This window comes from Shimia sp. FJ5 (assembly GCF_032918335.1).
Taxonomy (GTDB): Bacteria; Pseudomonadota; Alphaproteobacteria; order Rhodobacterales; family Rhodobacteraceae; genus Shimia; species Shimia aestuarii_A.
Map to the genome: position 1 here is coordinate 1,074,628 of NZ_JAWJUV010000001.1, position 18,810 is coordinate 1,093,437.

Annotated in this window: 22 protein-coding genes and 1 tRNA gene; 6 read left to right on the forward strand and 17 right to left on the reverse strand. The window is 61.3% G+C overall.

Features of this window, described 5'->3' with window-relative positions; all coding sequences use genetic code 11:
• Nucleotides 1-78: 78 nt before the first annotated feature.
• The 3 genes from R1W01_RS05410 to R1W01_RS05420 all read left to right on the forward strand — a co-directional run bounded on the left by R1W01_RS05410 (nucleotide 79) and on the right by R1W01_RS05420 (nucleotide 2,694).
• Complete coding sequence (locus R1W01_RS05410) at nucleotides 79-1,347, forward strand: FAD-binding oxidoreductase (protein ID WP_317275040.1); 1,269 nt, start codon at nucleotides 79-81, stop codon at nucleotides 1,345-1,347.
• 139 nt (nucleotides 1,348-1,486) lie between these two features.
• Nucleotides 1,487-1,933 (forward strand): type II 3-dehydroquinate dehydratase, encoded by a 447-nt coding sequence (gene aroQ / locus R1W01_RS05415; RefSeq protein ID WP_243612805.1) that lies wholly within the window; start codon nucleotides 1,487-1,489, stop codon nucleotides 1,931-1,933.
• Nucleotides 1,930-2,694, forward strand: a complete 765-nt coding sequence (locus tag R1W01_RS05420) for a LuxR family transcriptional regulator (RefSeq protein WP_243612804.1) — start codon at nucleotides 1,930-1,932, stop codon at nucleotides 2,692-2,694. The genes aroQ and R1W01_RS05420 overlap by 4 nt, the downstream gene beginning before the upstream one ends.
• A 375-nt stretch (nucleotides 2,695-3,069) precedes the next feature.
• On the opposite strand, the gene tsf is transcribed toward R1W01_RS05420, so the two are convergent.
• The 5 genes from tsf to R1W01_RS05445 all read right to left on the reverse strand — a co-directional run bounded on the left by tsf (nucleotide 3,070) and on the right by R1W01_RS05445 (nucleotide 6,897).
• Nucleotides 3,070-3,945: a translation elongation factor Ts gene (gene tsf, locus R1W01_RS05425; RefSeq protein ID WP_243612803.1), complete on the reverse strand. Its 876-nt coding sequence runs from the start codon at nucleotides 3,943-3,945 to the stop codon at nucleotides 3,070-3,072.
• 73 nt (nucleotides 3,946-4,018) lie between these two features.
• Nucleotides 4,019-4,792: a 30S ribosomal protein S2 gene (gene rpsB, locus R1W01_RS05430; protein WP_297759020.1), complete on the reverse strand. Its 774-nt coding sequence runs from the start codon at nucleotides 4,790-4,792 to the stop codon at nucleotides 4,019-4,021.
• Nucleotides 4,793-4,982: 190 nt separating this feature from the next.
• Nucleotides 4,983-5,816: a lysophospholipid acyltransferase family protein gene (locus tag R1W01_RS05435; RefSeq protein ID WP_297759016.1), complete on the reverse strand. Its 834-nt coding sequence runs from the start codon at nucleotides 5,814-5,816 to the stop codon at nucleotides 4,983-4,985.
• A complete protein-coding gene (locus tag R1W01_RS05440; RefSeq protein WP_297759013.1) occupies nucleotides 5,813-6,592 on the reverse strand; it encodes a GNAT family N-acetyltransferase in 780 nt (259 codons plus the stop codon). The genes R1W01_RS05435 and R1W01_RS05440 overlap by 4 nt, the downstream gene beginning before the upstream one ends.
• 113 nt (nucleotides 6,593-6,705) lie before the next feature.
• Nucleotides 6,706-6,897, reverse strand: coding sequence for a DUF3553 domain-containing protein (locus tag R1W01_RS05445; RefSeq protein ID WP_297759008.1), 192 nt, complete (start codon nucleotides 6,895-6,897; stop codon nucleotides 6,706-6,708).
• Nucleotides 6,898-6,929: 32 nt separating this feature from the next.
• Between R1W01_RS05445 and R1W01_RS05450 the strand changes: the two genes are divergently transcribed.
• Nucleotides 6,930-7,532, forward strand: coding sequence for a histidine phosphotransferase family protein (locus tag R1W01_RS05450; protein WP_297759006.1), 603 nt, complete (start codon nucleotides 6,930-6,932; stop codon nucleotides 7,530-7,532).
• A 6-nt stretch (nucleotides 7,533-7,538) separates the two neighbouring features.
• On the opposite strand, the gene R1W01_RS05455 is transcribed toward R1W01_RS05450, so the two are convergent.
• From R1W01_RS05455 to R1W01_RS05485, 7 genes are all read right to left on the reverse strand, one after another.
• A complete protein-coding gene (locus R1W01_RS05455; RefSeq protein WP_297759003.1) occupies nucleotides 7,539-8,804 on the reverse strand; it encodes a glutamate-5-semialdehyde dehydrogenase in 1,266 nt (421 codons plus the stop codon).
• A 33-nt stretch (nucleotides 8,805-8,837) separates the two neighbouring features.
• Complete coding sequence (proB, locus tag R1W01_RS05460; RefSeq protein WP_297759000.1) at nucleotides 8,838-9,944, reverse strand: glutamate 5-kinase; 1,107 nt, start codon at nucleotides 9,942-9,944, stop codon at nucleotides 8,838-8,840.
• Nucleotides 9,932-10,978 (reverse strand): GTPase ObgE, encoded by a 1,047-nt coding sequence (obgE, locus tag R1W01_RS05465; protein ID WP_243612795.1) that lies wholly within the window; start codon nucleotides 10,976-10,978, stop codon nucleotides 9,932-9,934. Before obgE ends, proB begins: the two co-directional genes overlap by 13 nt.
• Nucleotides 10,979-11,057: 79 nt before the next feature.
• The gene (locus R1W01_RS05470) at nucleotides 11,058-11,597 is read right to left on the reverse strand and encodes a GNAT family N-acetyltransferase (RefSeq protein WP_243612794.1); all 540 of its coding nucleotides are present in this window, start codon (nucleotides 11,595-11,597) and stop codon (nucleotides 11,058-11,060) included.
• A gap of 13 nt (nucleotides 11,598-11,610) precedes the next feature.
• Complete coding sequence (locus R1W01_RS05475) at nucleotides 11,611-12,204, reverse strand: LysE family translocator (protein ID WP_243612793.1); 594 nt, start codon at nucleotides 12,202-12,204, stop codon at nucleotides 11,611-11,613.
• Nucleotides 12,205-12,287: 83 nt separating this feature from the next.
• Nucleotides 12,288-12,557: a 50S ribosomal protein L27 gene (gene rpmA, locus R1W01_RS05480; protein ID WP_243612792.1), complete on the reverse strand. Its 270-nt coding sequence runs from the start codon at nucleotides 12,555-12,557 to the stop codon at nucleotides 12,288-12,290.
• Between the two features lie 25 nt (nucleotides 12,558-12,582).
• Nucleotides 12,583-13,218, reverse strand: coding sequence for a 50S ribosomal protein L21 (locus tag R1W01_RS05485; RefSeq protein ID WP_243612791.1), 636 nt, complete (start codon nucleotides 13,216-13,218; stop codon nucleotides 12,583-12,585).
• Nucleotides 13,219-13,494: 276 nt separating this feature from the next.
• On the opposite strand from R1W01_RS05485, the gene R1W01_RS05490 reads away from it, so the two are divergent.
• Nucleotides 13,495-13,866, forward strand: coding sequence for a GFA family protein (locus R1W01_RS05490; protein WP_243612790.1), 372 nt, complete (start codon nucleotides 13,495-13,497; stop codon nucleotides 13,864-13,866).
• A 2-nt stretch (nucleotides 13,867-13,868) separates the two neighbouring features.
• Here R1W01_RS05490 and R1W01_RS05495 read toward each other — a convergent pair whose 3' ends face one another.
• A complete protein-coding gene (locus R1W01_RS05495; protein WP_297758992.1) occupies nucleotides 13,869-14,714 on the reverse strand; it encodes a DUF2059 domain-containing protein in 846 nt (281 codons plus the stop codon).
• A gap of 121 nt (nucleotides 14,715-14,835) precedes the next feature.
• On the opposite strand from R1W01_RS05495, the gene R1W01_RS05500 reads away from it, so the two are divergent.
• Nucleotides 14,836-14,925: transfer RNA gene (locus tag R1W01_RS05500), tRNA-Ser, on the forward strand.
• A gap of 57 nt (nucleotides 14,926-14,982) precedes the next feature.
• Here the strand turns inward: R1W01_RS05500 and R1W01_RS05505 are convergent.
• From R1W01_RS05505 to R1W01_RS05520, 4 genes are read right to left on the reverse strand one after another with little or no spacing between them, the layout of a single operon-like run.
• Nucleotides 14,983-15,228, reverse strand: coding sequence for a MoaD/ThiS family protein (locus tag R1W01_RS05505; protein ID WP_243612788.1), 246 nt, complete (start codon nucleotides 15,226-15,228; stop codon nucleotides 14,983-14,985).
• A gap of 5 nt (nucleotides 15,229-15,233) precedes the next feature.
• Entirely contained in the window at nucleotides 15,234-17,468 is a 2,235-nt protein-coding gene (locus R1W01_RS05510) for a xanthine dehydrogenase family protein molybdopterin-binding subunit (RefSeq protein WP_243612787.1), read from the reverse strand.
• On the reverse strand, nucleotides 17,468-17,947 hold the full coding sequence (locus R1W01_RS05515; protein WP_243612786.1) for a (2Fe-2S)-binding protein: 480 nt from the start codon (nucleotides 17,945-17,947) through the stop codon (nucleotides 17,468-17,470). The genes R1W01_RS05510 and R1W01_RS05515 overlap by 1 nt, the downstream gene beginning before the upstream one ends.
• On the reverse strand, nucleotides 17,944-18,810 hold the full coding sequence (locus tag R1W01_RS05520) for an FAD binding domain-containing protein (protein WP_243612785.1): 867 nt from the start codon (nucleotides 18,808-18,810) through the stop codon (nucleotides 17,944-17,946). Before R1W01_RS05520 ends, R1W01_RS05515 begins: the two co-directional genes overlap by 4 nt.

The following is an 18,810-nucleotide window of genomic DNA, read 5'->3' on the forward strand; positions in this document are numbered from 1 at the left end:
CCGGGAACCACGCCGGGAGTTCCCTGATGCCTGACCTCATTCAAAATCAGTTTTCTACACCAGATCGGAGCGCCGCACATGGATAGCTCACTCTGGCGCAGTAGCAGCAAAGAATTGCGAAAATACAAGTGCTTGAAGGGCGACCTTCATGTTGATTTTCTTGTCATTGGTGGCGGCTTTACAGGCTGTTCAGCGGCTCTGGCCGCCTCCGAGGCGGGCGCCTCCGTCGCGCTTCTCGAAGCTCATTCAATCGGGCATGGCGGCTCGGGGCGCAATGTGGGCCTTGTCAACGCGGGTCTCTGGCTACCGCCCGATGAGGTCGAGTCGGTGATGGGGGCCGAGGTGGGGCAGGCGCTCAACCACGCGCTTGCCGGAGCGCCGGACGAAGTGTTTGACCTGATCGCACGGCACGGCATCCAATGCGAAGCGACGCGGAATGGCACATTGCATCTCGCCCATGCACCACGTGGGTTAAGAGACCTCGAGATGCGCCTTGCACAACAAGAAGCACGGCAAGCGCCGGTGGCACTGCTCGACGCCGCCGAGACCGCGCGCCGGACCGGCACAAATGCCTATCACGGCGCGTTGCATGACCGCAGGGCAGGGACAGTGCAGCCGCTCGCCTATGTCCAAGGCCTTGCCCGCGCCGCACAAGACGCAGGTGCGGAGATTTTTACCGAAAGCCCGGTCAAGGCGCTGGCCCATGACGGCCGGTTATGGCACGCGACGACCGCGCATGGCACAGTCCGAGCCAAGAATTGTCTATTGGCAACAAATGCTTACCATCTTGGGATCGATGGCGTGCAAGAGGCGCGCAGCACCCAGGTCTCGTTCTTTCAACTCGCCACTGAACCGCTTCCAAAGCGCATTGGCGAGACGATCCTTGCCGGTGGTGAGGGGTGCTGGGACACTGCGCTCATCATGTCGTCTTTGCGCCGAGACACGGCAGGACGGCTGATCTTTGGCGCAATGGGCAATCCCGAGGGGCTTGGCCATGCTGTGCATCGCGCCTGGGCCTTGAAAGCGCTCACGCGGCTTTATCCGGCCTTGGAAGGGCAGGAGATTGCGCATTTCTGGGTCGGCAATATCGCCATGACCTCTGACCATGTGCCAAAGGCGATCCGCTTCGGTCCCAACGCGATGAGCCTCATGGGCTTCTCCGGGCGCGGCATCGCACCTGGCACACGGCTTGGGCGTCTCGCGGCCGCGGCGGTGTTGAGCGGGTCAGATCAAGATCTGCCGCTACCGGTGCTGGAACAGTATAGTGAACGGTTCTGTGGTACGCGCACGGCATATTACGAAAGCGGGGCGCGGCTCATCCATATGGCGGATCGGGTGTTAGGTTAATCCTATAATCCGTATTATGTAAATAAAACACCTACAGATACGGCACCCCGCAATCCAAATTGATGTTGGAAATGAGGAACTTGACGCTAGACAGCGCAAGAACACTGGCGATATGGTCAAATGAACGACTGAGGACAACATGACTTCTATACTCGTCCTGAACGGCCCCAACCTTAATCTTCTCGGCCAACGCCAGCCCGAGGTGTACGGTTCCACGACGCTCGCTGATATCGAAGCCGCCTGCGCCGCCCATGCCGAAGCCTCCGGTTTCTCTGTGATCTGCGCCCAGAGCAACCACGAAGGCGCGCTGGTCGATGCGATCCACGCCTCCAAAGGCATGCATGACGGGATCATCCTCAACGCCGGTGCCTATACCCACACATCCATCGCTCTGATGGATGCGATTGCCTCGGTCGAACTGCCCGTGGTGGAACTCCACCTCTCGAATATCCACGCGCGCGAAAATTTCCGCCACACATCCTATATCGCCCCGGTGGCGGTCGGACAGATCTGCGGCTTTGGCGCGCATGGCTATATCCTCGCGCTCGATGCCCTCAAGGCGCATCTCGAGCAATCGCCCGCATGACACCAGACGCTTCTCTCGACTATATCGAAGCACTGACCGAGGCACGGTCGCAAGAAACACTTTGGTCTATGCACACCGAGATGATGGCCACCTTTGGCTTTGATCGGTTGATCTATGGCTATACCGGATTTCGCACGGACGCCTCGCTTGGCGATGTGGATGATTTCACCATCCTGTCGAACCACGATCCCGCCTATCTCAACGCCTTCCTGGGAGATGGGCTCTATTTCAACGGTCCGATGATGCATTGGTGCCTGCACAACACCGGGGCCTGTAGCTGGCGCTGGATGGCTGAGCGGCGCGCCGCGGGCGCGCTGTCGCCCACTGAGCTCGCCGTGAGCGATTTCAACCTGAGCATGGGGGTCACCGCGGGCTATTCGATCAGCTTTCCGACGGTGTCCTCGCGGGCCAAGGGCGCGCTCGCGCTGACGGCGCGTCTTGGGATGACACAGGACGAGGTGGATGAGATCTGGCAGGAACATGGCCGGTTCATCGAGCTCTCGAGCCAGATCGCCCATCTCAAGATCCTCTCCCTACCCTATGAACACCCGCGCCGCGCCCTGACCGGACGCCAGCGCGAGGTGCTCGAATGGGTTGGCGATGGCAAGACGATCCAAGACATCGCGACCTTGCTTGACCGCACGCCGGCGACCGTCGAAAAGCACCTGCGCCTCGCACGGGAAGCGCTCGACGTGGAAACCACGGCGCAGGCGCTGCTCAAGGCCTCGTTTCTAAAGCAGATTTACAAGCCAGAAAGTTAGACCTGACGCAAGAAAGCGTCAAAAGTCAGGTTTCCCTTACTTGTGTGACCTTGCGTCAATCAGGCATTTAGAGACTGTTCCGTGAGTGGTGGCTTTAGCCTTGGAACATTATGGCTGTAACCCTCGCCATTCCGAGGCTCTTGCGGCTGTCCGGTTTCAGTCCGGTTGTCGGTCCCGGAGTGTATTTTCGCTTTCGGGTCGACGTTCGGGTTTCCCCATCCCCATGCACAGGGGAGCTCGATTTCGGCGGCGTTGCCTTCCCCGGCGGCGTCGCCTTTTTCGTTTCCAAGCCTGGCAATCCGCCAACCAGACAAAAGAAAACGCCGCCCACGAAATGTGAGCGGCGTTGTCCCTCGTTTCGCGTGCGTTCAGGCGTTAGCCCTGAGCGGCCTTGGCCACTTCTGCTGCGAAATCTTCTTCTTTCTTCTCGATGCCTTCACCGACTTCCATGCGGACATAGCCCACGATCTCGGCACCGGCTTCCTTGGCCGCGGCTTCCACGGTCAGGTCGGGATTGATGACAAAGTCCTGACCAAGCAGGGTCACTTCGGCCATGAATTTCTTCATGCGGCCAACGATCATCTTCTCGATGACTTGCTCGGGCTTGCCGGATTCACGTGCGATGTCGATCTGCACGGAGCGCTCTTTTTCGACAACTGCCGGATCAAGATCCGCTTCCGAGAGAGCCTGCGGGTTGGCTGCTGCGATGTGCATGGCAACCTGCTTGCCGAACCCTTCGTCGCCGCCCTTGAGCGCCACGAGAACGCCGATCTTGCCCATGCCGTCTGCGGCCGGGTTGTGGATGTAGGAGGTCACGATGTCGCCTTCGACGCTCGCCATGCGGCGTACCGACATGTTCTCGCCGATGGTGGCGACCGCGTCGGTCACAACGTCTGCGACGGTCTTGCCGTTCATTTCGGCCGCTTTCAGCGCCTCAACGTCGGACACGGTGATCGCAACATCAGCAATGCCTGCAACCATTTTCTGGAAGTCAGCGTTCTTGCCGACAAAGTCGGTTTCCGAGTTGACCTCGACGGCCACGCCCTTGCCACCGTCAACCTTGACGGCCACGAGGCCCTCAGCTGCGGTGCGGCCGGATTTCTTGGCGGCTTTCGCGAGACCCTTGGTGCGCAGCCAGTCGATGGCCGCTTCCTGGTCACCGTCGGTTTCGGTCAGGGCCTTTTTCGCGTCCATCATGCCTGCGCCGGTCATTTCGCGCAGTTCTTTTACCATTGCTGCTGTGATCGCCATCTTGGCTCTCCTCGATGTTCTAAAGAGTTGTCGGGGGCGGGCTTACCCTGCCCCCGTGTCAGTTCTGTAACGCTTACGCTTCGGCTGCGGCGTCTTCGGCCACGGCTTCTTCCACCGGAGCTTCTTCGAGCGCGCCAAGGTCAACGCCTGCGGCGCCAAGCTGGGCCGACATGCCGTCGAGGGCTGCGCGCGAGGCCAGATCGCAGTAGAGCGCGATGGCGCGTGCCGCGTCGTCGTTGCCCGGGATGATGTAGTCTACGCCATCGGGCGAGCAGTTGGTGTCAACCACGGCCACAACCGGGATACCGAGCTTGTTGGCTTCTGCGATGGCAAGCGCTTCTTTCTTCACGTCGATGACGAAGAGAAGATCCGGAACACCGCCCATTTCGCGGATCCCGCCGAGCGAGGCCTGAAGCTTCGCCTGGTCGCGTTCCATGCCGAGACGCTCTTTTTTGGTGAGGCCTTCTGCGCCGTTCGCCATTTTCTCGTCGATTTCCTTCAGGCGGTTGATCGACTGGGAAACGGTTTTCCAGTTGGTGAGCGTGCCACCGAGCCAGCGGTGGTTCATGTAATACTGTGCGCATTTCTCGGCTGCGTCTGCGATCGGCGCTGCGGCCTGACGCTTGGTGCCGACGAAAAGAACGCGGCCGTTATTCGCGACGGTTTCGCGGATCACGTTCAGCGCGGCGTCGAGCATCGGGACCGTCTGGGTGAGGTCCATGATGTGGATGCCATTGCGCGAGCCATAGATGAACTCGCCCATACGGGGATTCCAACGCTGAGTCTGGTGACCAAAGTGAACGCCTGCTTCGAGCAGCTGGCGCATGGAGAACTCGGGAAGAGCCATGCTTGTTTTCCTTTTCCGGTTTACGCCTTGGCGGGGTCAATTGAGAGCGGATGCTCCAACCGGCGGACTGTCCGGGATGTCTCCCCGGAGCAACCCAAACCTCGCCTGCGGGTTTGAATACGCGCGCATATACGCAAGGCTGGGCAGGGTTGCAAGCCTATAAACGGGCCAATCCACGCAAAACTGCGCCCTACCCCTTTATGGCCAGGCTATGCGCGCCGCGCACCGCCTCTTCCGAGGCCAAGGCAAGTGTCTTGCGGTTGGCGAACTCGGAAACCTTGAGCGGCGTGTGGTAGATCACCTCGACGCGCCCCTGCCGCCCTTGCGCCAAAACCTTGAGCACATGCGGCCCAAACCCCATGTCGCCCCACCAGCCGTAAAAGCGTTCATCCTCGCCCTCAGGCGCATGGTAAAGAACCGTCACCGGCTGCACTGAAAGCCTGTCGCGAAGCTCGTCCGAAAAAAACGCCGCAAATAGCGTCGGCTTGAACGGCAGCACGCGGATCGCATCCGTGCTCGTGCCTTCCGGAAAGAACAAGAGCTTGTGCCCAGCCAGAAGACGCTCTTCAAATAGCACCTTCTGTGCCTGCGCTTCTTTCGGATTCCGGTTGATGAAGACCGTCCCCGTCGCCTTGGCGAGCCATCCGATCCCCGGCCAATCCGCCACCTCTGCCTTGGAGACAAAGTAGATGCGTTTGCGCGCGTTCAGCGTGAAGATATCGAGCCAAGAGCTATGATTGGCGACAACCGCGCCCGGCCCCGTCATCAGCGTACCTTCGCTCCGAAACCCGATCCCGAGAATCCGAAGCGCATTGCGACAGACAAACTGCGTGATGAAGGGGGTCCACGGTCGATGCAGCCCATGCACCGGCTTCTCCACGAAACGGATCAGCAAGAGACCGACGAGACAGACCGAGATCAACGCGATCAAGACCGCGCCGCGAACCACCACGCGCAGCCAACCCATCGCCGTGATCGGGCGGTCCTGCGGATAGCTGTCTTCGCCGGTCCAGGTCTGGTTCACGTCTCAAGGCCTTTCGTATAGATCGCTTTTTGCTTCGCGTTCATACGCTCCGTATCCATCACGAGGCACACATCGACCGTGTTGAACGCATGGTCGACATAGGCCCCCTCGCCCACGAAGCCGCCAAGCCTCAGATAGGCCTTGATCAGCGCCGGCACCGCGAGCATCGCCTTGCGGCGGTCGATCTGGTCCTCGGGGATGAGGTCCATCGGCTGAAAATGTGCGGCCTGCGTCCGCACCCGAAGGTCTTCTGGCGCGAGGTGGCGGGCATGCAAAAGCGAGAGCGGCCCGGCGAGCGCCTCGATATCTGTGCCGTGGAAACTCGCGACCCCGAAAAGAACCTCGATCTCATGCTCGAACACATAGGCCGCGAGCCCATTCCAGAGATGAAACATCGCCGCCCCACCCCGGTAGTCCGGCAACAGACAGCTCCGGCCAAGTTCCAAGAGCTTGCGCCCGCTCTCCTTCAGGACCGTCAGGTCATATTCATCTTCGCCGTAGAACTGGCCAATCTCGCGCGCCTGTGTGTCTTGCAAGAGCCGATAGACGCCGACAACCCGGTCGATCTCCGGCACGTCAAGCGCGTTGTCTATGAGGATCAGGTGATCGAAATGCGGATCAAAACGGTCCTTCTCGAGCCGCGCCTCGTGATCGACCAACGCGCCCGCCCCGCCAAGCTCTTCGATGAAAACCCGGTAGCGCAGCCGCTGCGCCGCCATGAGCTCTTCCGGCGTCTCGGCAAGTTTCAACGTGAAATCAGGATCTTGGCTGGCCATCTTGTCCGACTGCAAAGTGGAATTTCCGCGTTTTAGGCATTGGTGTGACAATTGGCAACATCGTGCGACAGGGCGCGCGCTGGTAGACAATCAGGAGTTGTGTTAACTTTACGTCAATCACTCTCATTTTCAATGACTGGCAAGAGCATTACTCTGGAGCCGTTTATGACGACTTTGCCTTCTTCACGGAAATTAACCGTGATCTTGCCGCCGATATTCGATTGGACCTGCCCGGTGCCCCAATCCGGACGATCCGGGTGGCGCACAAGCATTCCCGGTTCAAGAAACGCATTTAGATCATCCATTTTCTCAAATCCTATTATGCAAGGCCCGACTTATGCCCAACCCTAATACAGATCTCGCGGCGCTGGTAGGGTCGCGGATCTGCCATGATCTCATCTCGCCGGTCGGCGCTATTGGCAACGGCCTCGAACTCATCACAATGTCTGGCGATGCCACTGGCCCCGAGATTGGCCTCATCTCCGGCAGTGTCAGCAACGCCACCGCACGTATCCGATTTTTCCGGATTGCCTTTGGCCTTGCCTCCGGCAATCAGCTTGTCCCCGAACTGGAAATCCGCACCATCCTCGCCGATAGCTATCACGAGAGCCGGATTTCCCTTGATTGGCTCGTCGAAGGCGCCGTTGCCCGTCCCGAATTGCGTGCGGTTTTCCTGGCCCTGCTCTGCGCCGAGACGGCACTTGGCCGCGGTGGTGTGTTGAGCATCCTTCGGCAGGCGTCTGGTATCTGGCAGGTGGTGGCGCTCTCCGACACGCTGACCCTGAAAGAAAGCAGCTGGCAGGCGATCGAAACCGGCCTGCCGCCAGAAGGGCTGACCCCGAATGAGGTCGAGTTTGGACTTCTGCCCTGTGTCATTGAAACGCTGCAACGCAGGCTCGCTGTGACCCGCGCAGAAGATCGGATCACGCTTAGTTTCTGACCGGCTTTAGCCCCGGATGGTGCCGTCGCCTTCGACAAGGTATTTAAAGCTCGTAAGTTGTGCGGCCCCCACCGGGCCACGCGCGTGCATCTTTCCGGTCGCGATACCGATCTCCGCGCCCATGCCGAACTCGCCGCCATCGGCGAACTGGGTCGAGGCGTTGCGCATCAGGATCGCACTATCGAGCCGCTGGAAGAACCGCGCCGCCGTGGCGTCATTCTCCGTGATGATACAATCGGTGTGGTTTGATCCGTATTGCCGGATATGAGCAATCGCGCCATCCACATCGCCAACGACCTTGGCCGCGATATCCATGTCGAGGTATTCCTTGCCCCAATCCGCGTCCGTCGCGGCCATCACGCCTTCGATCTTCTGAAGCGTGTCGTCGCCATGCACCCGCACACCCTTGTCCAGAAGGGCGCGCAAGACGCCCTGCCCGATCGTGTCGACAAGGCTCTCATGGATCAAAAGGCATTCTGCAGCGCCGCAAATCCCGGTCCGCCGGGTCTTGGCGTTAATCACCACATCGAGCGCCTTCACCGGGTCGGCATCGGCGTCGAGATAGATATGCACGATCCCTTCGAGATGGGCGAAAACCGGCACTCGCGCCTCGCGCTGCACGAGACCGACAAGCCCCTTGCCCCCGCGCGGCACGATCACGTCCACGGTATCGACCATGGTCAGAAGTTCCTGAACCGCCGCCCGGTCCCGCGTGGGAATAAGCTGAATCGCATCCTCCGGCAGCCCCGCCGCCTTGAGGCCCTCGACAAGGCAGGCATGGATCGCACCCGAGGAATGGAAACTCTCCGAGCCACCGCGCAGGATCACCGCGTTGCCCGACTTGAGGCAGAGCGCACCCGCGTCCGCAGTGACATTCGGACGGCTCTCATAGATCACCCCGACAACACCAAGCGGCGTGCGCACGCGCTTGATATGAAGGCCCGAAGGGCGGTCCCATTCGGTCAGGACTTCGCCGACCGGATCATCCTGCGCCGCCACGGCGCGCAGGCCGTCCACGATCCCCTGAATACGCCCTTCGTCGAGCATCAGGCGGTCCATCATCGCGTCGGAAAGCCCCTTCTCGCGCCCGAAATCCATGTCCTTGGCGTTGGCCTCGATGATCTCGGCCCGGCGCGCCCAGACCGCCTCGGCCGCCGCCTCAAGCGCCTTGGTCTTGGCCTCTGCCGGGGCAAAGGCCAACTCCGCGCTTGCGGCTTTGGCCTTCTGGCCAATCTCTGCCATCAGGGCGGGAATATCTGTGATGTCCGTCATCATCTGGTCCTTCGTGTTCAATGCTCTTGCGCCTCAAAGCGCCATGTCGTCCCGGTGAATAAGCGCCGTGCGCCCCGGATAGCCGAGAATCTCTTCGATCTGTGACGAGTGACAGCCCTTGATCGCCGCCGCTTCTCCCGCCGCATAGGCCGCGAGCCCCTGGCCAAGCTTGTGCCCGTCCGGCCCGTGGATCGCCACCGGATCACCGCGCCCAAAGTCGCCCTCGACGGCGCGCACCCCGGCGGCCAGAAGGCTCTTGCCAGAGCCAAGCGCCGTGATCGCGCCCGCATCGACGGTGATCGTGCCTTGCGGTTTCATCGAGGAAATCCAACGCTTCCGGGCCAGTTGTGGCGTGCCTTGCGCGCGAAACCACGTGGCCGCCGCACCTGCCTCCAGCGCCGTGATCGGCCGCATCACGCTGCCAAGCGTGATCGCCATGGCACAGCCCCCCGCCGTCGCGGTTTTCGCGGCCCAAAGTTTGGTGATCATGCCGCCCTTGGATAGGCCCGAGGTGCCCTCGCCCGCCATCTCTTCGATCTCCGGCGTGATCGCCTCGATGATGTCGAACCGCTTGGCCTTCGGGTTGACCATCGGGTTGTCCGAATAAAACCCGTCCACATCCGACAACAGCACGAGCGCATCCGCCCCGGTCGTGAGCGCCACCTGCGCCGCGAGACGGTCATTGTCGCCATAGCGGATTTCATCCGTCGCCACCGTGTCATTCTCGTTGACGATCGGCACGACGCCAAGGCCCAAGAGCTGTTCCAGCGTGGCGCGTGAGTTGAGATACCGGCGCCGGTTGGCGCTATCCTCAAGTGTGACAAGCACTTGCCCGGTGGTGATCCCATGCGGCGCGAGCGCCTCTTCATAGGCCCGCGCAAGCCGAATCTGCCCGACCGCCGCAGCCGCCTGCGATTGCTCGAGTGTCAGTTCCGTGCGCGGCAGGCCAAGCGCGGCGCGCCCAAGCGCGATAGAGCCGGAGGAGACGAGGACAACATCTGTGCCTCGCCCCTTGAGCCAAGCCACATCCTCAGCCAACCCCAAGAGCCAATCGCGGCGCAAATCCCCGGATGTGGCATCGACGAGAAGCGCCGAGCCGATCTTGATAACAACGCGTTTCGCACCGCTCAGGGTTGCCAAGGCGCGTCCTCCTCCTCGCCAGCGGCGTCCTTCTTCTGCCGCAACCGGTCCGCGTCGATCTGAGCCCGAAGCGCGCGCAGCACTTCGGTTGTGCCTTCGCGGCTCACGCCCGACATGAGCATGACGGGGCCATCCGTGACCGCCTCAAGCTCTTCCTTGATGAATTCGCGTTCTTCCTCGTCGAGCGTGTCGATCTTGTTTAGAACCGTGACCCGCGGTTTTTCGGCAAGGAAGCCGCCATAGGCTTCGATTTCCTGAATGATGGTCTGGTAGTCCTCGATCGGGGTACCGCTCGTGCCGTCTACGAGATGTAACAACACCGCGCAGCGTTCGACGTGGCCTAGGAACAGATCACCAAGCCCCCGCCCCTCGCTCGCGCCCTCGATCAGGCCGGGAATGTCGGCGACCACGAACTCCACGTTGTCGACACCGACAACCCCAAGGTTCGGGTGCAGCGTGGTAAAGGGATAATCCGCGATCTTGGGCCGCGCGTTCGACGTCGCGGCAAGGAAGGTCGACTTGCCCGCGTTAGGAAGCCCGAGAAGCCCCACATCCGCAATAAGCTTCAGGCGCAACCAGATGGTGCGCTCCACGCCTGCAAGCCCCGGATTGGCCCGGCGTGGCGCCTGGTTGGTCGAGGTCTTGAAGTGCAGGTTGCCAAAACCGCCATTGCCACCCTTGGCAAGGAGAACCCGCTGCCCGACCTCGGTCAGGTCGGCAAGAAGCGTCTCCTGATCCTCATCAAGGATTTCGGTGCCGACCGGCACGCGCAGGACGATATCCTCGCCCGTCTTGCCCGTGCGCTGCGCGCCCATACCGGGGCGGCCATTCTCGGCAAAGAAATGCTGCTGATACCGGAAATCGATCAGCGTATTCAGCCCCTCGACTGCCTCGGCCCAGACGTTGCCGCCGTGCCCGCCATCGCCGCCATCGGGGCCGCCATACTCGATATATTTCTCACGCCGGAACGAGATACATCCCGACCCGCCGCTACCGGAGCGGATATATACCTTGGCGAGGTCGAGGAATTTCATCGTTTTGGTCCTTTGGCCCATGTGGGCCGCTTTATGTGAGAAGGTCTGCCTCGCCTGATAACGTCAAGCGAGGCCTGCCTCAATCCAGTTTCAGACTATACGTCCATGTCGGGACGGTCGCATCCCGCGCGATCGAGAACGTTTCCGCGTCGCCCAAGTATTGAAACCCGGTATTGGTCAGGACACGGGCCGAGGCCGGGTTGTCCTGAAACACCGTGGCATAGATGGTATCAAGCTCAAGCGGGTTCGCCTTGATAAGCGCCGCAACCGCCTCCGAGGCCAAACCTGTGTTCCAGAACGCCGACGCGACCCAGTAGCCGATCTCGGCTTTGCCGGTGTCCACGCGCTTGAGAGAAATCACGCCCATGACTTCGGCGCCATTCGCGGCGCTGCCATCCATGACCCAGACGTCCTCGATCCGGTCCTCAGACTGGGCGCGTTGAATAAACGCCTCGACGCTGCCCGGCGGAAGCGGGTGCGGGATCGACGATGTGTTGCGGGCGACCTCCTCGTCCCCTGCATAAAGCGCGATCAACCCTTCATCAGATCGCCGGACCGGGCGCAGTGCGAACCGGTCGGTTTCGATCACGGGTTGGGTCACGATCGTATCGTGTTTCATATGTGTGCCCTCCTCAAAACAACACATAAAGAACCGAGGCCACGGTCAACGCAGCCAGTGTTCTCATAAGGTACTTTTCTGCCGGACGCCCTGCGACGAGGCGCGCAATCCGGTCCCCGGCAAAGGTCCAGATCGGGTGAAACACCATCTGGCAGGCCAGAAGACAGATGGCGATGGTGGCCGTTGCCTGCAAGACCGGCGTGCCGGGGGTCACGAAATTGGCAAACCCCGTGACGATCATCGCCCAGGCCTTGGGGTTCAAGGGATGCACGATCAGCCCGGCGCGAAACCCCGGTGCGTCACCCACCTGTGCCCCATCCGGCGCGAGCCGCAGATGCGCGACCCGCCAAGCGAGCCAACAGATATACGCCGCCGAAATCCATTTCAGCGCCTCGAACAGGATCGGCACCGACTGCGCAAGCGACATCAACCCGAACCCGATCGGCCAGATGATGAGCTGCTTGCCAAGCGCCACCCCGGCGACAAACGGCAAGGCTGCGGCAAACCCATAGCGCGCGCCCGTCGCCATCAGGGCCATATTGGCCGGCCCCGGCGTCGCGATCTGGCTCGCGGCAAATGCGGTGAATGTCACGACAGCCACTGTCATATCGCGTGGCTCCTGCTCAAAATGAAAAAAGGGACCGGCTTTGACGCCGATCCCCTAAATGTCACATGGCCTTTAAGGTCGGCTTACTCAGCGGCCTCCGCCACCGGGAGAACCGAAATAAAGGTGCGGCCCTTGAGGCCTTTGTGGAACTTCACGTTGCCTTCGACGGTCGCAAAGATGGTGTGGTCTTTACCCATGCCAACACCTTCGCCCGGCCAGCACTTGGTGCCGCGCTGACGCATGATGATGTTGCCAGGGATGACGACTTCGCCACCGTATTTCTTGACGCCGAGGCGACGACCCGCAGAGTCGCGTCCGTTACGGGAGCTACCGCCAGCTTTTTTATGTGCCATATCGCTTGTCTCCTGTTTCTACGGCTTATTTGGCCAGTTCTTTGGCCTGTTCAACCCAGCCTTCGCGCTCGATGCGGCCTTTGAACGACAGTTTTTCGTCGAACTCGGCAACATCCGCGTCGGTCCAGGCCGCGATCTGCGCGAAGGAGGTCACGCCTGCTTCGAGCAATTTCTTCTCAAGCGCCGGGCCAACACCCGAGAGCTTCTTGAGGTCGTCCGCGCCGGCCGGAGCCTCTGCCTTCTTGGCAGCGGGCTTCTTAGCGGCTTTCTTCGGAGCAGCAGCGGCAACAGCCACGCCCGCAACCGAACCAGCGCCCACAGCGGCTTTGACGCCGGACTTGTCGGCACCCGATGCGAGGATCTCGGTGATCTTCACGAGGGTCAGTTTCTGACGGTGACCCACGGTGCGCTTCGACGAGTGCTTACGACGGCGCTTGACGAATTTGATGACCTTCTCGCCTTTGATCTGGTCGATCACGTCAGCCTGAACAGCGGCGCCATCAACAAGCGGCGCGCCTACAACGGTCTTGTCACCGCCGAGCATCAGGATGTCGTTGAATTGGATTTTTTCGCCAGCGTCTGCAGCCAGTTTTTCGACACGCAGGATATCGCCTGCCTGTACCTTGTACTGCTTGCCGCCGGTCTTGAGGACTGCGAACATGCCCTATTCCTTTGCGTTTGCCGCGTTCTGTGGCCCCCATCCGGGTGTTTGTGGCTGTTGCCGCCTCGAACCGCGCGTCCTTGTGGGCAATCTGGCCCGGACGTAGTTTCAACAAAACACGGCGCAAGGAGGTCCTTACGCCGGATTGCGCGCTTATCCTTTGCATCGGCCCGACTGTCAAGGGATAACTTACCGCTTTCCGCAGCCGGCACGATGGATGGCAAAACGCGCCCGTCTCTATAGACTGCCCCATGAGAGAAGTCGAAGGAAAAGCCGATGGAACAGGTCGAAGGCGGATGTCTCTGTGGCAAGGTACGCTTTGTCGCCCATGGTGCGCCGGATCGTACCGGAATCTGCCATTGTCTCGACTGTCGCAAACATCATGGCGCCCTATTCTACGCTGCCGCGATCTTTCCCGCGCGCGCAGTAACGATCACCGGTGAGACGCGCGCCTATGAGGGCCGCGCCTTTTGTCCGCACTGTGGCTCATCTGTCTTTGCCCGGACGGGCGATGAGGTCGAAATCCATCTCGGAGCGCTTGATGAACCCGATCGTTTCTTGCCTGACTATGAAACATGGACCGAGCGGCGCGAGACTTGGCTACCGCCCTTCCCCGTGACCGACCGGTTCCGACGCAATCGCGGCTAGGGTCAGAGCTCTTCGCCCGGACTCAGATCGCCCATGCGCCCGGCCAGCGCTTCAAAGCGGTTGATCATAATGTCGTAATGCACCGCATTCATGAGCTCATAGACCGTCTGCATACGCGGGTCTTCAAGCGCCTCGGCATAGGTCCGGATGTCCTCATCCGAGAACGCGCGATAGGTATATGCCGCGCTGACAAGGGCCGAGGCCGCCATGTCGCGCCGCAACGCGCCTTCGCTTTCCTTTAAGGCCGCGCGCAATCCGGCTTCGTCCATCCGAAGCTCGATCACCCCGGCATAGGACGCGGCGAGCAAGAACCGGATTTGGATTTCCTGCGCGGCCCGCGGGCCAACGTCATTGGGGTCAATGGCATGGTTCATGCGTTCAAGCAGGTCGATCCGCCCCGCCCCGTCGACCACCATCTCCGCAACCAGCGCCTTGCCTGCTTCGCGTTTGTGGTCCTCGTCTGCCATATGCGAATCGTTCTCCGCCGCGACAAGCTCCGCGCCAAGCGGGCTCGCATAAAAGGCCGCCACGTGGTCGAGCAGATCATCCTCAAGCGTTTCCTCAAGGATATCCATCGCCCGCTCCCGCATCATCGCCGGGTCAAAGACCTCTTCCGAGACGCGTTTCCATTCAATGCCGAAATCGCTCGCATCGAGGCCAAGCATCTCTGGCGCGCTTTCCGCCGAGAGCGCGATGGACTCGATTGCCACATCAAAGCCCGTCGTGGTGAGAAACGCTTCAATATTGGCCCGGTCCGCGGCACGCGCCGGCAAGACCATGATCGCAAGGGTGAAACAACTCACGACCCCAAGCGACAGAAGGCGTCCAAGGAAAACCCGTTGCATCATGTGTCTTACCCTCCGTTCAGAGCTTGAATGAGCCTATCGCACAGGAATTCTCAAACAATGTCAAAACCCCCCTTGCACCCCCTGCGAAAGATCATTAAACGACGCCTCCACAGACCCCCGCGGAGAGGTGCCGGAGTGGTCGAACGGGGCGGTCTCGAAAACCGTTGTCCCTTCACGGGGACCCAGGGTTCGAATCCCTGTCTCTCCGCCATAACTTCCTGACATGGTTCAAGAAAACGACTGCCTAAGAGCGGTCGGTTATGGCCTTTTATCCGCCCCTGACCCGCTGAAGCAGAAAGACTTCGTCGCCCTCTTTGATTTCCATCTGGAGGCTGTCACCCGCATACTCGCCATTCACGGCAAGCGAGGCGCCGTCTTCGATCACCGGCTCAAGGCCCGGATAGCTGGTGACGAGGTTCTGCAGAACCTCGCCAACCGTGTTTCCGGCGACGCTGACGGTCTCTTGCCCGTCGGCAAAACGCCGCATGCTGGACCAGAGTGTCACGTCAACCATGTCTTCTAACCCTTTATCGCCGCGAGGATTTTTGGAGGCGAAACCGGCAAGCCGCGAAGCCGCTGACCCGTTGCATCCGCGACCGCGTTGGCAATCGCCGGAAGCGGTGGCGTGATCCCTGTCTCCCCGACGCCGCGCACACCATAGGGATGGCCGGGGTTCGGCACTTCGACAATCACCGTATCGATCATTGGCAGGTCCGAGGCTACGGGAACGCGGTAGTCAAGGAAGATCGGGTTCTGGAGCCGCCCATCCTCGCCATAGATATACTCCTCGTTCAGCGCCCAGCCGATGCCCTGCGCCGCGCCACCTTGGAACTGGCCCTCGACATAGGACGGGTGAATCGCTTTCCCGGCATCCTGTACCACCGTGTAGCGCACGACGCTTGTGTGCCCGGTCTCGGGGTCCACCTCGACATCGACGATATGGGTGCCGAAACTGCCGCCAAAGCCCATCGGCGTGGCTTCAAAGTGGCCAGAGATCGGCCCGCCTGTGCGGCCCATCTTGGCGCAGATCTCGCCAATGCTGAGCGGTGGGAACTCGCCGGCGTTCGGCCCCGAGGGCTTGGCACAGCCGTCTTCCCAGATCACCGCCTCGGCGTCGATGCCCCATTTTGCCGCCGCGCGTTCACAGAGCGTTTTCTTTGCCTGCGTCGCGGCCTCGATCGTGGCAAGCCCGGTGGCAAAGGTCGCACGGCTGCCATGTGTCGGCTCGTTGACGCCAAGCGCACCCGTCTCGACCACGTTGACGCGCACGTCTTCATATTCGACGCCAAGCGCCTCGGCCGCCATCATCGCGACGGATGCGCGCGAGCCGCCGATATCTGGCGTGCCGACCGAAACCGTCACGGTGCCATCTTCGGAAAGTGCAAGGGAAACAGAGGTTTCCCCGCCCCAGTTCATCCAATACCCAGAGGCAATCCCACGCCCTTGATTAGGTCCGAGTGGCGCCGTGAAATGCGGATGCGCCTTGGCCGCTTCGAGCGTCTCGACAAGACCGATCCGCGGATAGGTCGGCCCCGCGCTCGATTTCGTCCCTTCTTTGGCCGCGTTCTTGAGGCGGACCTCAAGCGGATCAAGCTTCAGCTCGCGGCACATCTCGTCGACAAGACTCTCGACCGCGAACGCCGCCATGGGCGAACCCGGCGCGCGATACGCCGCCTGTTTCGGGCGGTTCGACATCACGTCATAGCCCTCGTGCTGGACGTTCTCGAGGTCATAGCAGGCAAAGGCACAGGCCAGCGCCGAATCCACCGGCGCCATCGGAAAGGCGCCACCCGTCATACGGAACACGGCCTTGCCGGCGGTCATCTTGCCGTCCTTGGTCATGCCGATCTTGACGTCCATGCTTGCCGCCGCTGTCGGGCCTGTCGCACGCAGAACCTCTTCGCGGCTCATCACGATCTTCACCGGCCGATCCGCCTTGCGGCTAAGCGCTAAGGCCACCGGGTCGATGAACACCGTCGTCTTGCCGCCAAAGCCGCCGCCGATCTCCGAAGGCGTCACCCGCAGCTTGCTGACCTCGATCCCAAGGCAGGCCGCCGACATGCGCCGCACGAACCAATGCCCTTGGGTGCAGCACCAAAGTTCGCCGCGCCCGTCGCTGCCCATCTGTGCAAGACAGGCATGCGGCTCGATATACCCCTGGTGCGTCGCCTCGGTCGTATAGGAGTTCTCCATGACGACATCGGCCTCTTCAAAGCCCTTCTCCACATCGCCATGGCCGAATTCGATGAAGCGGACGACATTCGGATGCATGCCCTCTGGCACCGAATAGTTCGCCGCGCCCTCGCGGATCACCGGTGCGCCGTCTTGCATGGCCTTATCGACATCCGTCACATGCGGCAGAATCTCATATTCGACCTCGACCGCCTTGGCCGCATCGCGGGCAAGCCACGGCGTCGTCGCCGCAACGGCTGCGACCGCGTGCCCGTCATAAAGCGCCCGTTCGCCCGCCATGCAGTTTTCCATGATGTTCCAGTCTTCGCCTTTCTGCCCATCCGGGAAATCGGCCCGCGTCACCACGGCCTTCACCCCCTTCATGGCCAGCGCTTTGCTGGCGTCGATCTTAACGATACGCGCATGCGCATGCGGGCTGCGCACGATAGCGCCATGCAGCATTCCCGAGGCCGACATATCCGCGCCATAGCGCGCCTTGCCCGTCACCTTGTCGAGCCCATCCGGGCGGTCCGGTCGCGTGCCAAGCACGCGGAACTGGTCTTTTTCCTGATCAAAGGCCATCACACGCCCTCCCGCATTTCTTTCGCCGCGTCCTGCACGGCGCGCACGATCTTGTCATACCCCGTGCAGCGGCAGAGGTTCCCCGCCAGCCAATAGCGGATGTCCTCCTCGCTCGGGTCCGGGTCTTTTTCGAGAAGCGATTTTGCCGCGACAAGGATGCCCGGCGTGCAGAACCCGCATTGCAGCGCCGCATGTTCGATGAACTTGCGCTGAAGCGGGTGCAGGGCCTCGCCCTGCGCCATGCCCTCGATGGTCGCGATCTCCTTGCCCTCGGCCTCGACGCCAAGAACAAGACACGAGCTCACAAGCCGCCCGTCGATTGTAACGCTGCACGCCCCGCAATCGCCGGTGCCACAGCCTTCTTTCGATCCCGTGAGACCAAGCCGGTCGCGCAGCACGTCAAGAAGCGTCTCACGCGGTTCGCACAGGAATTCCGCCTCGTCGCCGTTCACTTTCGTGGTCACATGAACCAAGCTCATTTCGTCTCTCCTTTCGCCCGCGCATAGGCGATCTTTGCCGCACGCTGCGCCAACACACCGGCCACGTCCGTGCGGAAGGCAATCGTGCCGCGTTTGTCGTCAATCGGGTTGCAGGCCTCCTGCGCCGCCTTGGCCAGTGCAGCAAGTGCGGCCTCGTCAAGCGTCGTGCCGATGAGCGCCTTGGCCGCCTCCGGCACCAGTGCCGCGACCGGGGCCACGGCACCAAGCGCGACGCGTGCCTCGGTGATCGTGTCGCCCTCGAGGCGCAGGTTCACACCACAGCCCACAACCGCAATATCCATCTCGGTGCGTGGGATGAACCGCAGATAGGCATCGCCCGCGTTCTCGCCGCGCGCCGGGACATGCACCTTGGTGATCATTTCGCCCTTTTCGAGCGCTGTCTTGCCTGGTCCGGTCGGGATATCCTCGACCGCAACCTCGCGTGCGCCGGTCGGTCCCTCGACGGTGAGCGTCACCCCCGCGGCGATCATCGCAGGCACGGAATCCGCCGCCGGAGAGGCATTGCAAAGATTGCCGACAAGCGTCGCGCGCCCCTGCACCTGAGTCGATCCGATCAGGTCCATTGCCTCGACGAGCCCCGGCCAATCGGCCATGAGCACGTCGTCTTCGCTCATTTCCGCGCCACTCACGGCAATGCCAATATCATAGCCGCCATCGGCGCGTTTGGTGATCTCGCGGACCCCGGAAATATGCTTGATGTCGATAAGATCATCCGGCGAGACGATGTCTGCTCTCAGTTGTACCAACACATCCGTGCCACCGGCGAGGAACCGTGTGATCCCTTCGGATGTGCTGGCGATATCAATGGCTTGCGCGAAAGACGCGGGCTTGTGATAGCGCAT

What these genes read in the sequence shown, in the direction of transcription:
- R1W01_RS05410 (WP_317275040.1), top strand. Translation starts at nt 79, where the DNA reads ATGGATAGCTCACTCTGGCGCAGTAGCAGCAAAGAATTGCGAAAATAC.
- aroQ (WP_243612805.1), top strand. Translation starts at nt 1,487, where the DNA reads ATGACTTCTATACTCGTCCTGAACGGCCCCAACCTTAATCTTCTCGGC.
- R1W01_RS05420 (WP_243612804.1), top strand. Translation starts at nt 1,930, where the DNA reads ATGACACCAGACGCTTCTCTCGACTATATCGAAGCACTGACCGAGGCA.
- tsf (WP_243612803.1), bottom strand. Translation starts at nt 3,945, where the DNA reads ATGGCGATCACAGCAGCAATGGTAAAAGAACTGCGCGAAATGACCGGC.
- rpsB (WP_297759020.1), bottom strand. Translation starts at nt 4,792, where the DNA reads ATGGCTCTTCCCGAGTTCTCCATGCGCCAGCTGCTCGAAGCAGGCGTT.
- R1W01_RS05440 (WP_297759013.1), bottom strand. Translation starts at nt 6,592, where the DNA reads ATGGCCAGCCAAGATCCTGATTTCACGTTGAAACTTGCCGAGACGCCG.
- R1W01_RS05445 (WP_297759008.1), bottom strand. Translation starts at nt 6,897, where the DNA reads ATGGATGATCTAAATGCGTTTCTTGAACCGGGAATGCTTGTGCGCCAC.
- R1W01_RS05450 (WP_297759006.1), top strand. Translation starts at nt 6,930, where the DNA reads ATGCCCAACCCTAATACAGATCTCGCGGCGCTGGTAGGGTCGCGGATC.
- R1W01_RS05455 (WP_297759003.1), bottom strand. Translation starts at nt 8,804, where the DNA reads ATGACGGACATCACAGATATTCCCGCCCTGATGGCAGAGATTGGCCAG.
- obgE (WP_243612795.1), bottom strand. Translation starts at nt 10,978, where the DNA reads ATGAAATTCCTCGACCTCGCCAAGGTATATATCCGCTCCGGTAGCGGC.
- R1W01_RS05470 (WP_243612794.1), bottom strand. Translation starts at nt 11,597, where the DNA reads ATGAAACACGATACGATCGTGACCCAACCCGTGATCGAAACCGACCGG.
- R1W01_RS05475 (WP_243612793.1), bottom strand. Translation starts at nt 12,204, where the DNA reads ATGACAGTGGCTGTCGTGACATTCACCGCATTTGCCGCGAGCCAGATC.
- rpmA (WP_243612792.1), bottom strand. Translation starts at nt 12,557, where the DNA reads ATGGCACATAAAAAAGCTGGCGGTAGCTCCCGTAACGGACGCGACTCT.
- R1W01_RS05485 (WP_243612791.1), bottom strand. Translation starts at nt 13,218, where the DNA reads ATGTTCGCAGTCCTCAAGACCGGCGGCAAGCAGTACAAGGTACAGGCA.
- R1W01_RS05490 (WP_243612790.1), top strand. Translation starts at nt 13,495, where the DNA reads ATGGAACAGGTCGAAGGCGGATGTCTCTGTGGCAAGGTACGCTTTGTC.
- R1W01_RS05495 (WP_297758992.1), bottom strand. Translation starts at nt 14,714, where the DNA reads ATGATGCAACGGGTTTTCCTTGGACGCCTTCTGTCGCTTGGGGTCGTG.
- R1W01_RS05505 (WP_243612788.1), bottom strand. Translation starts at nt 15,228, where the DNA reads ATGGTTGACGTGACACTCTGGTCCAGCATGCGGCGTTTTGCCGACGGG.
- R1W01_RS05510 (WP_243612787.1), bottom strand. Translation starts at nt 17,468, where the DNA reads ATGGCCTTTGATCAGGAAAAAGACCAGTTCCGCGTGCTTGGCACGCGA.
- R1W01_RS05515 (WP_243612786.1), bottom strand. Translation starts at nt 17,947, where the DNA reads ATGAGCTTGGTTCATGTGACCACGAAAGTGAACGGCGACGAGGCGGAA.
- R1W01_RS05520 (WP_243612785.1), bottom strand. Translation starts at nt 18,810, where the DNA reads ATGCGCTATCACAAGCCCGCGTCTTTCGCGCAAGCCATTGATATCGCC.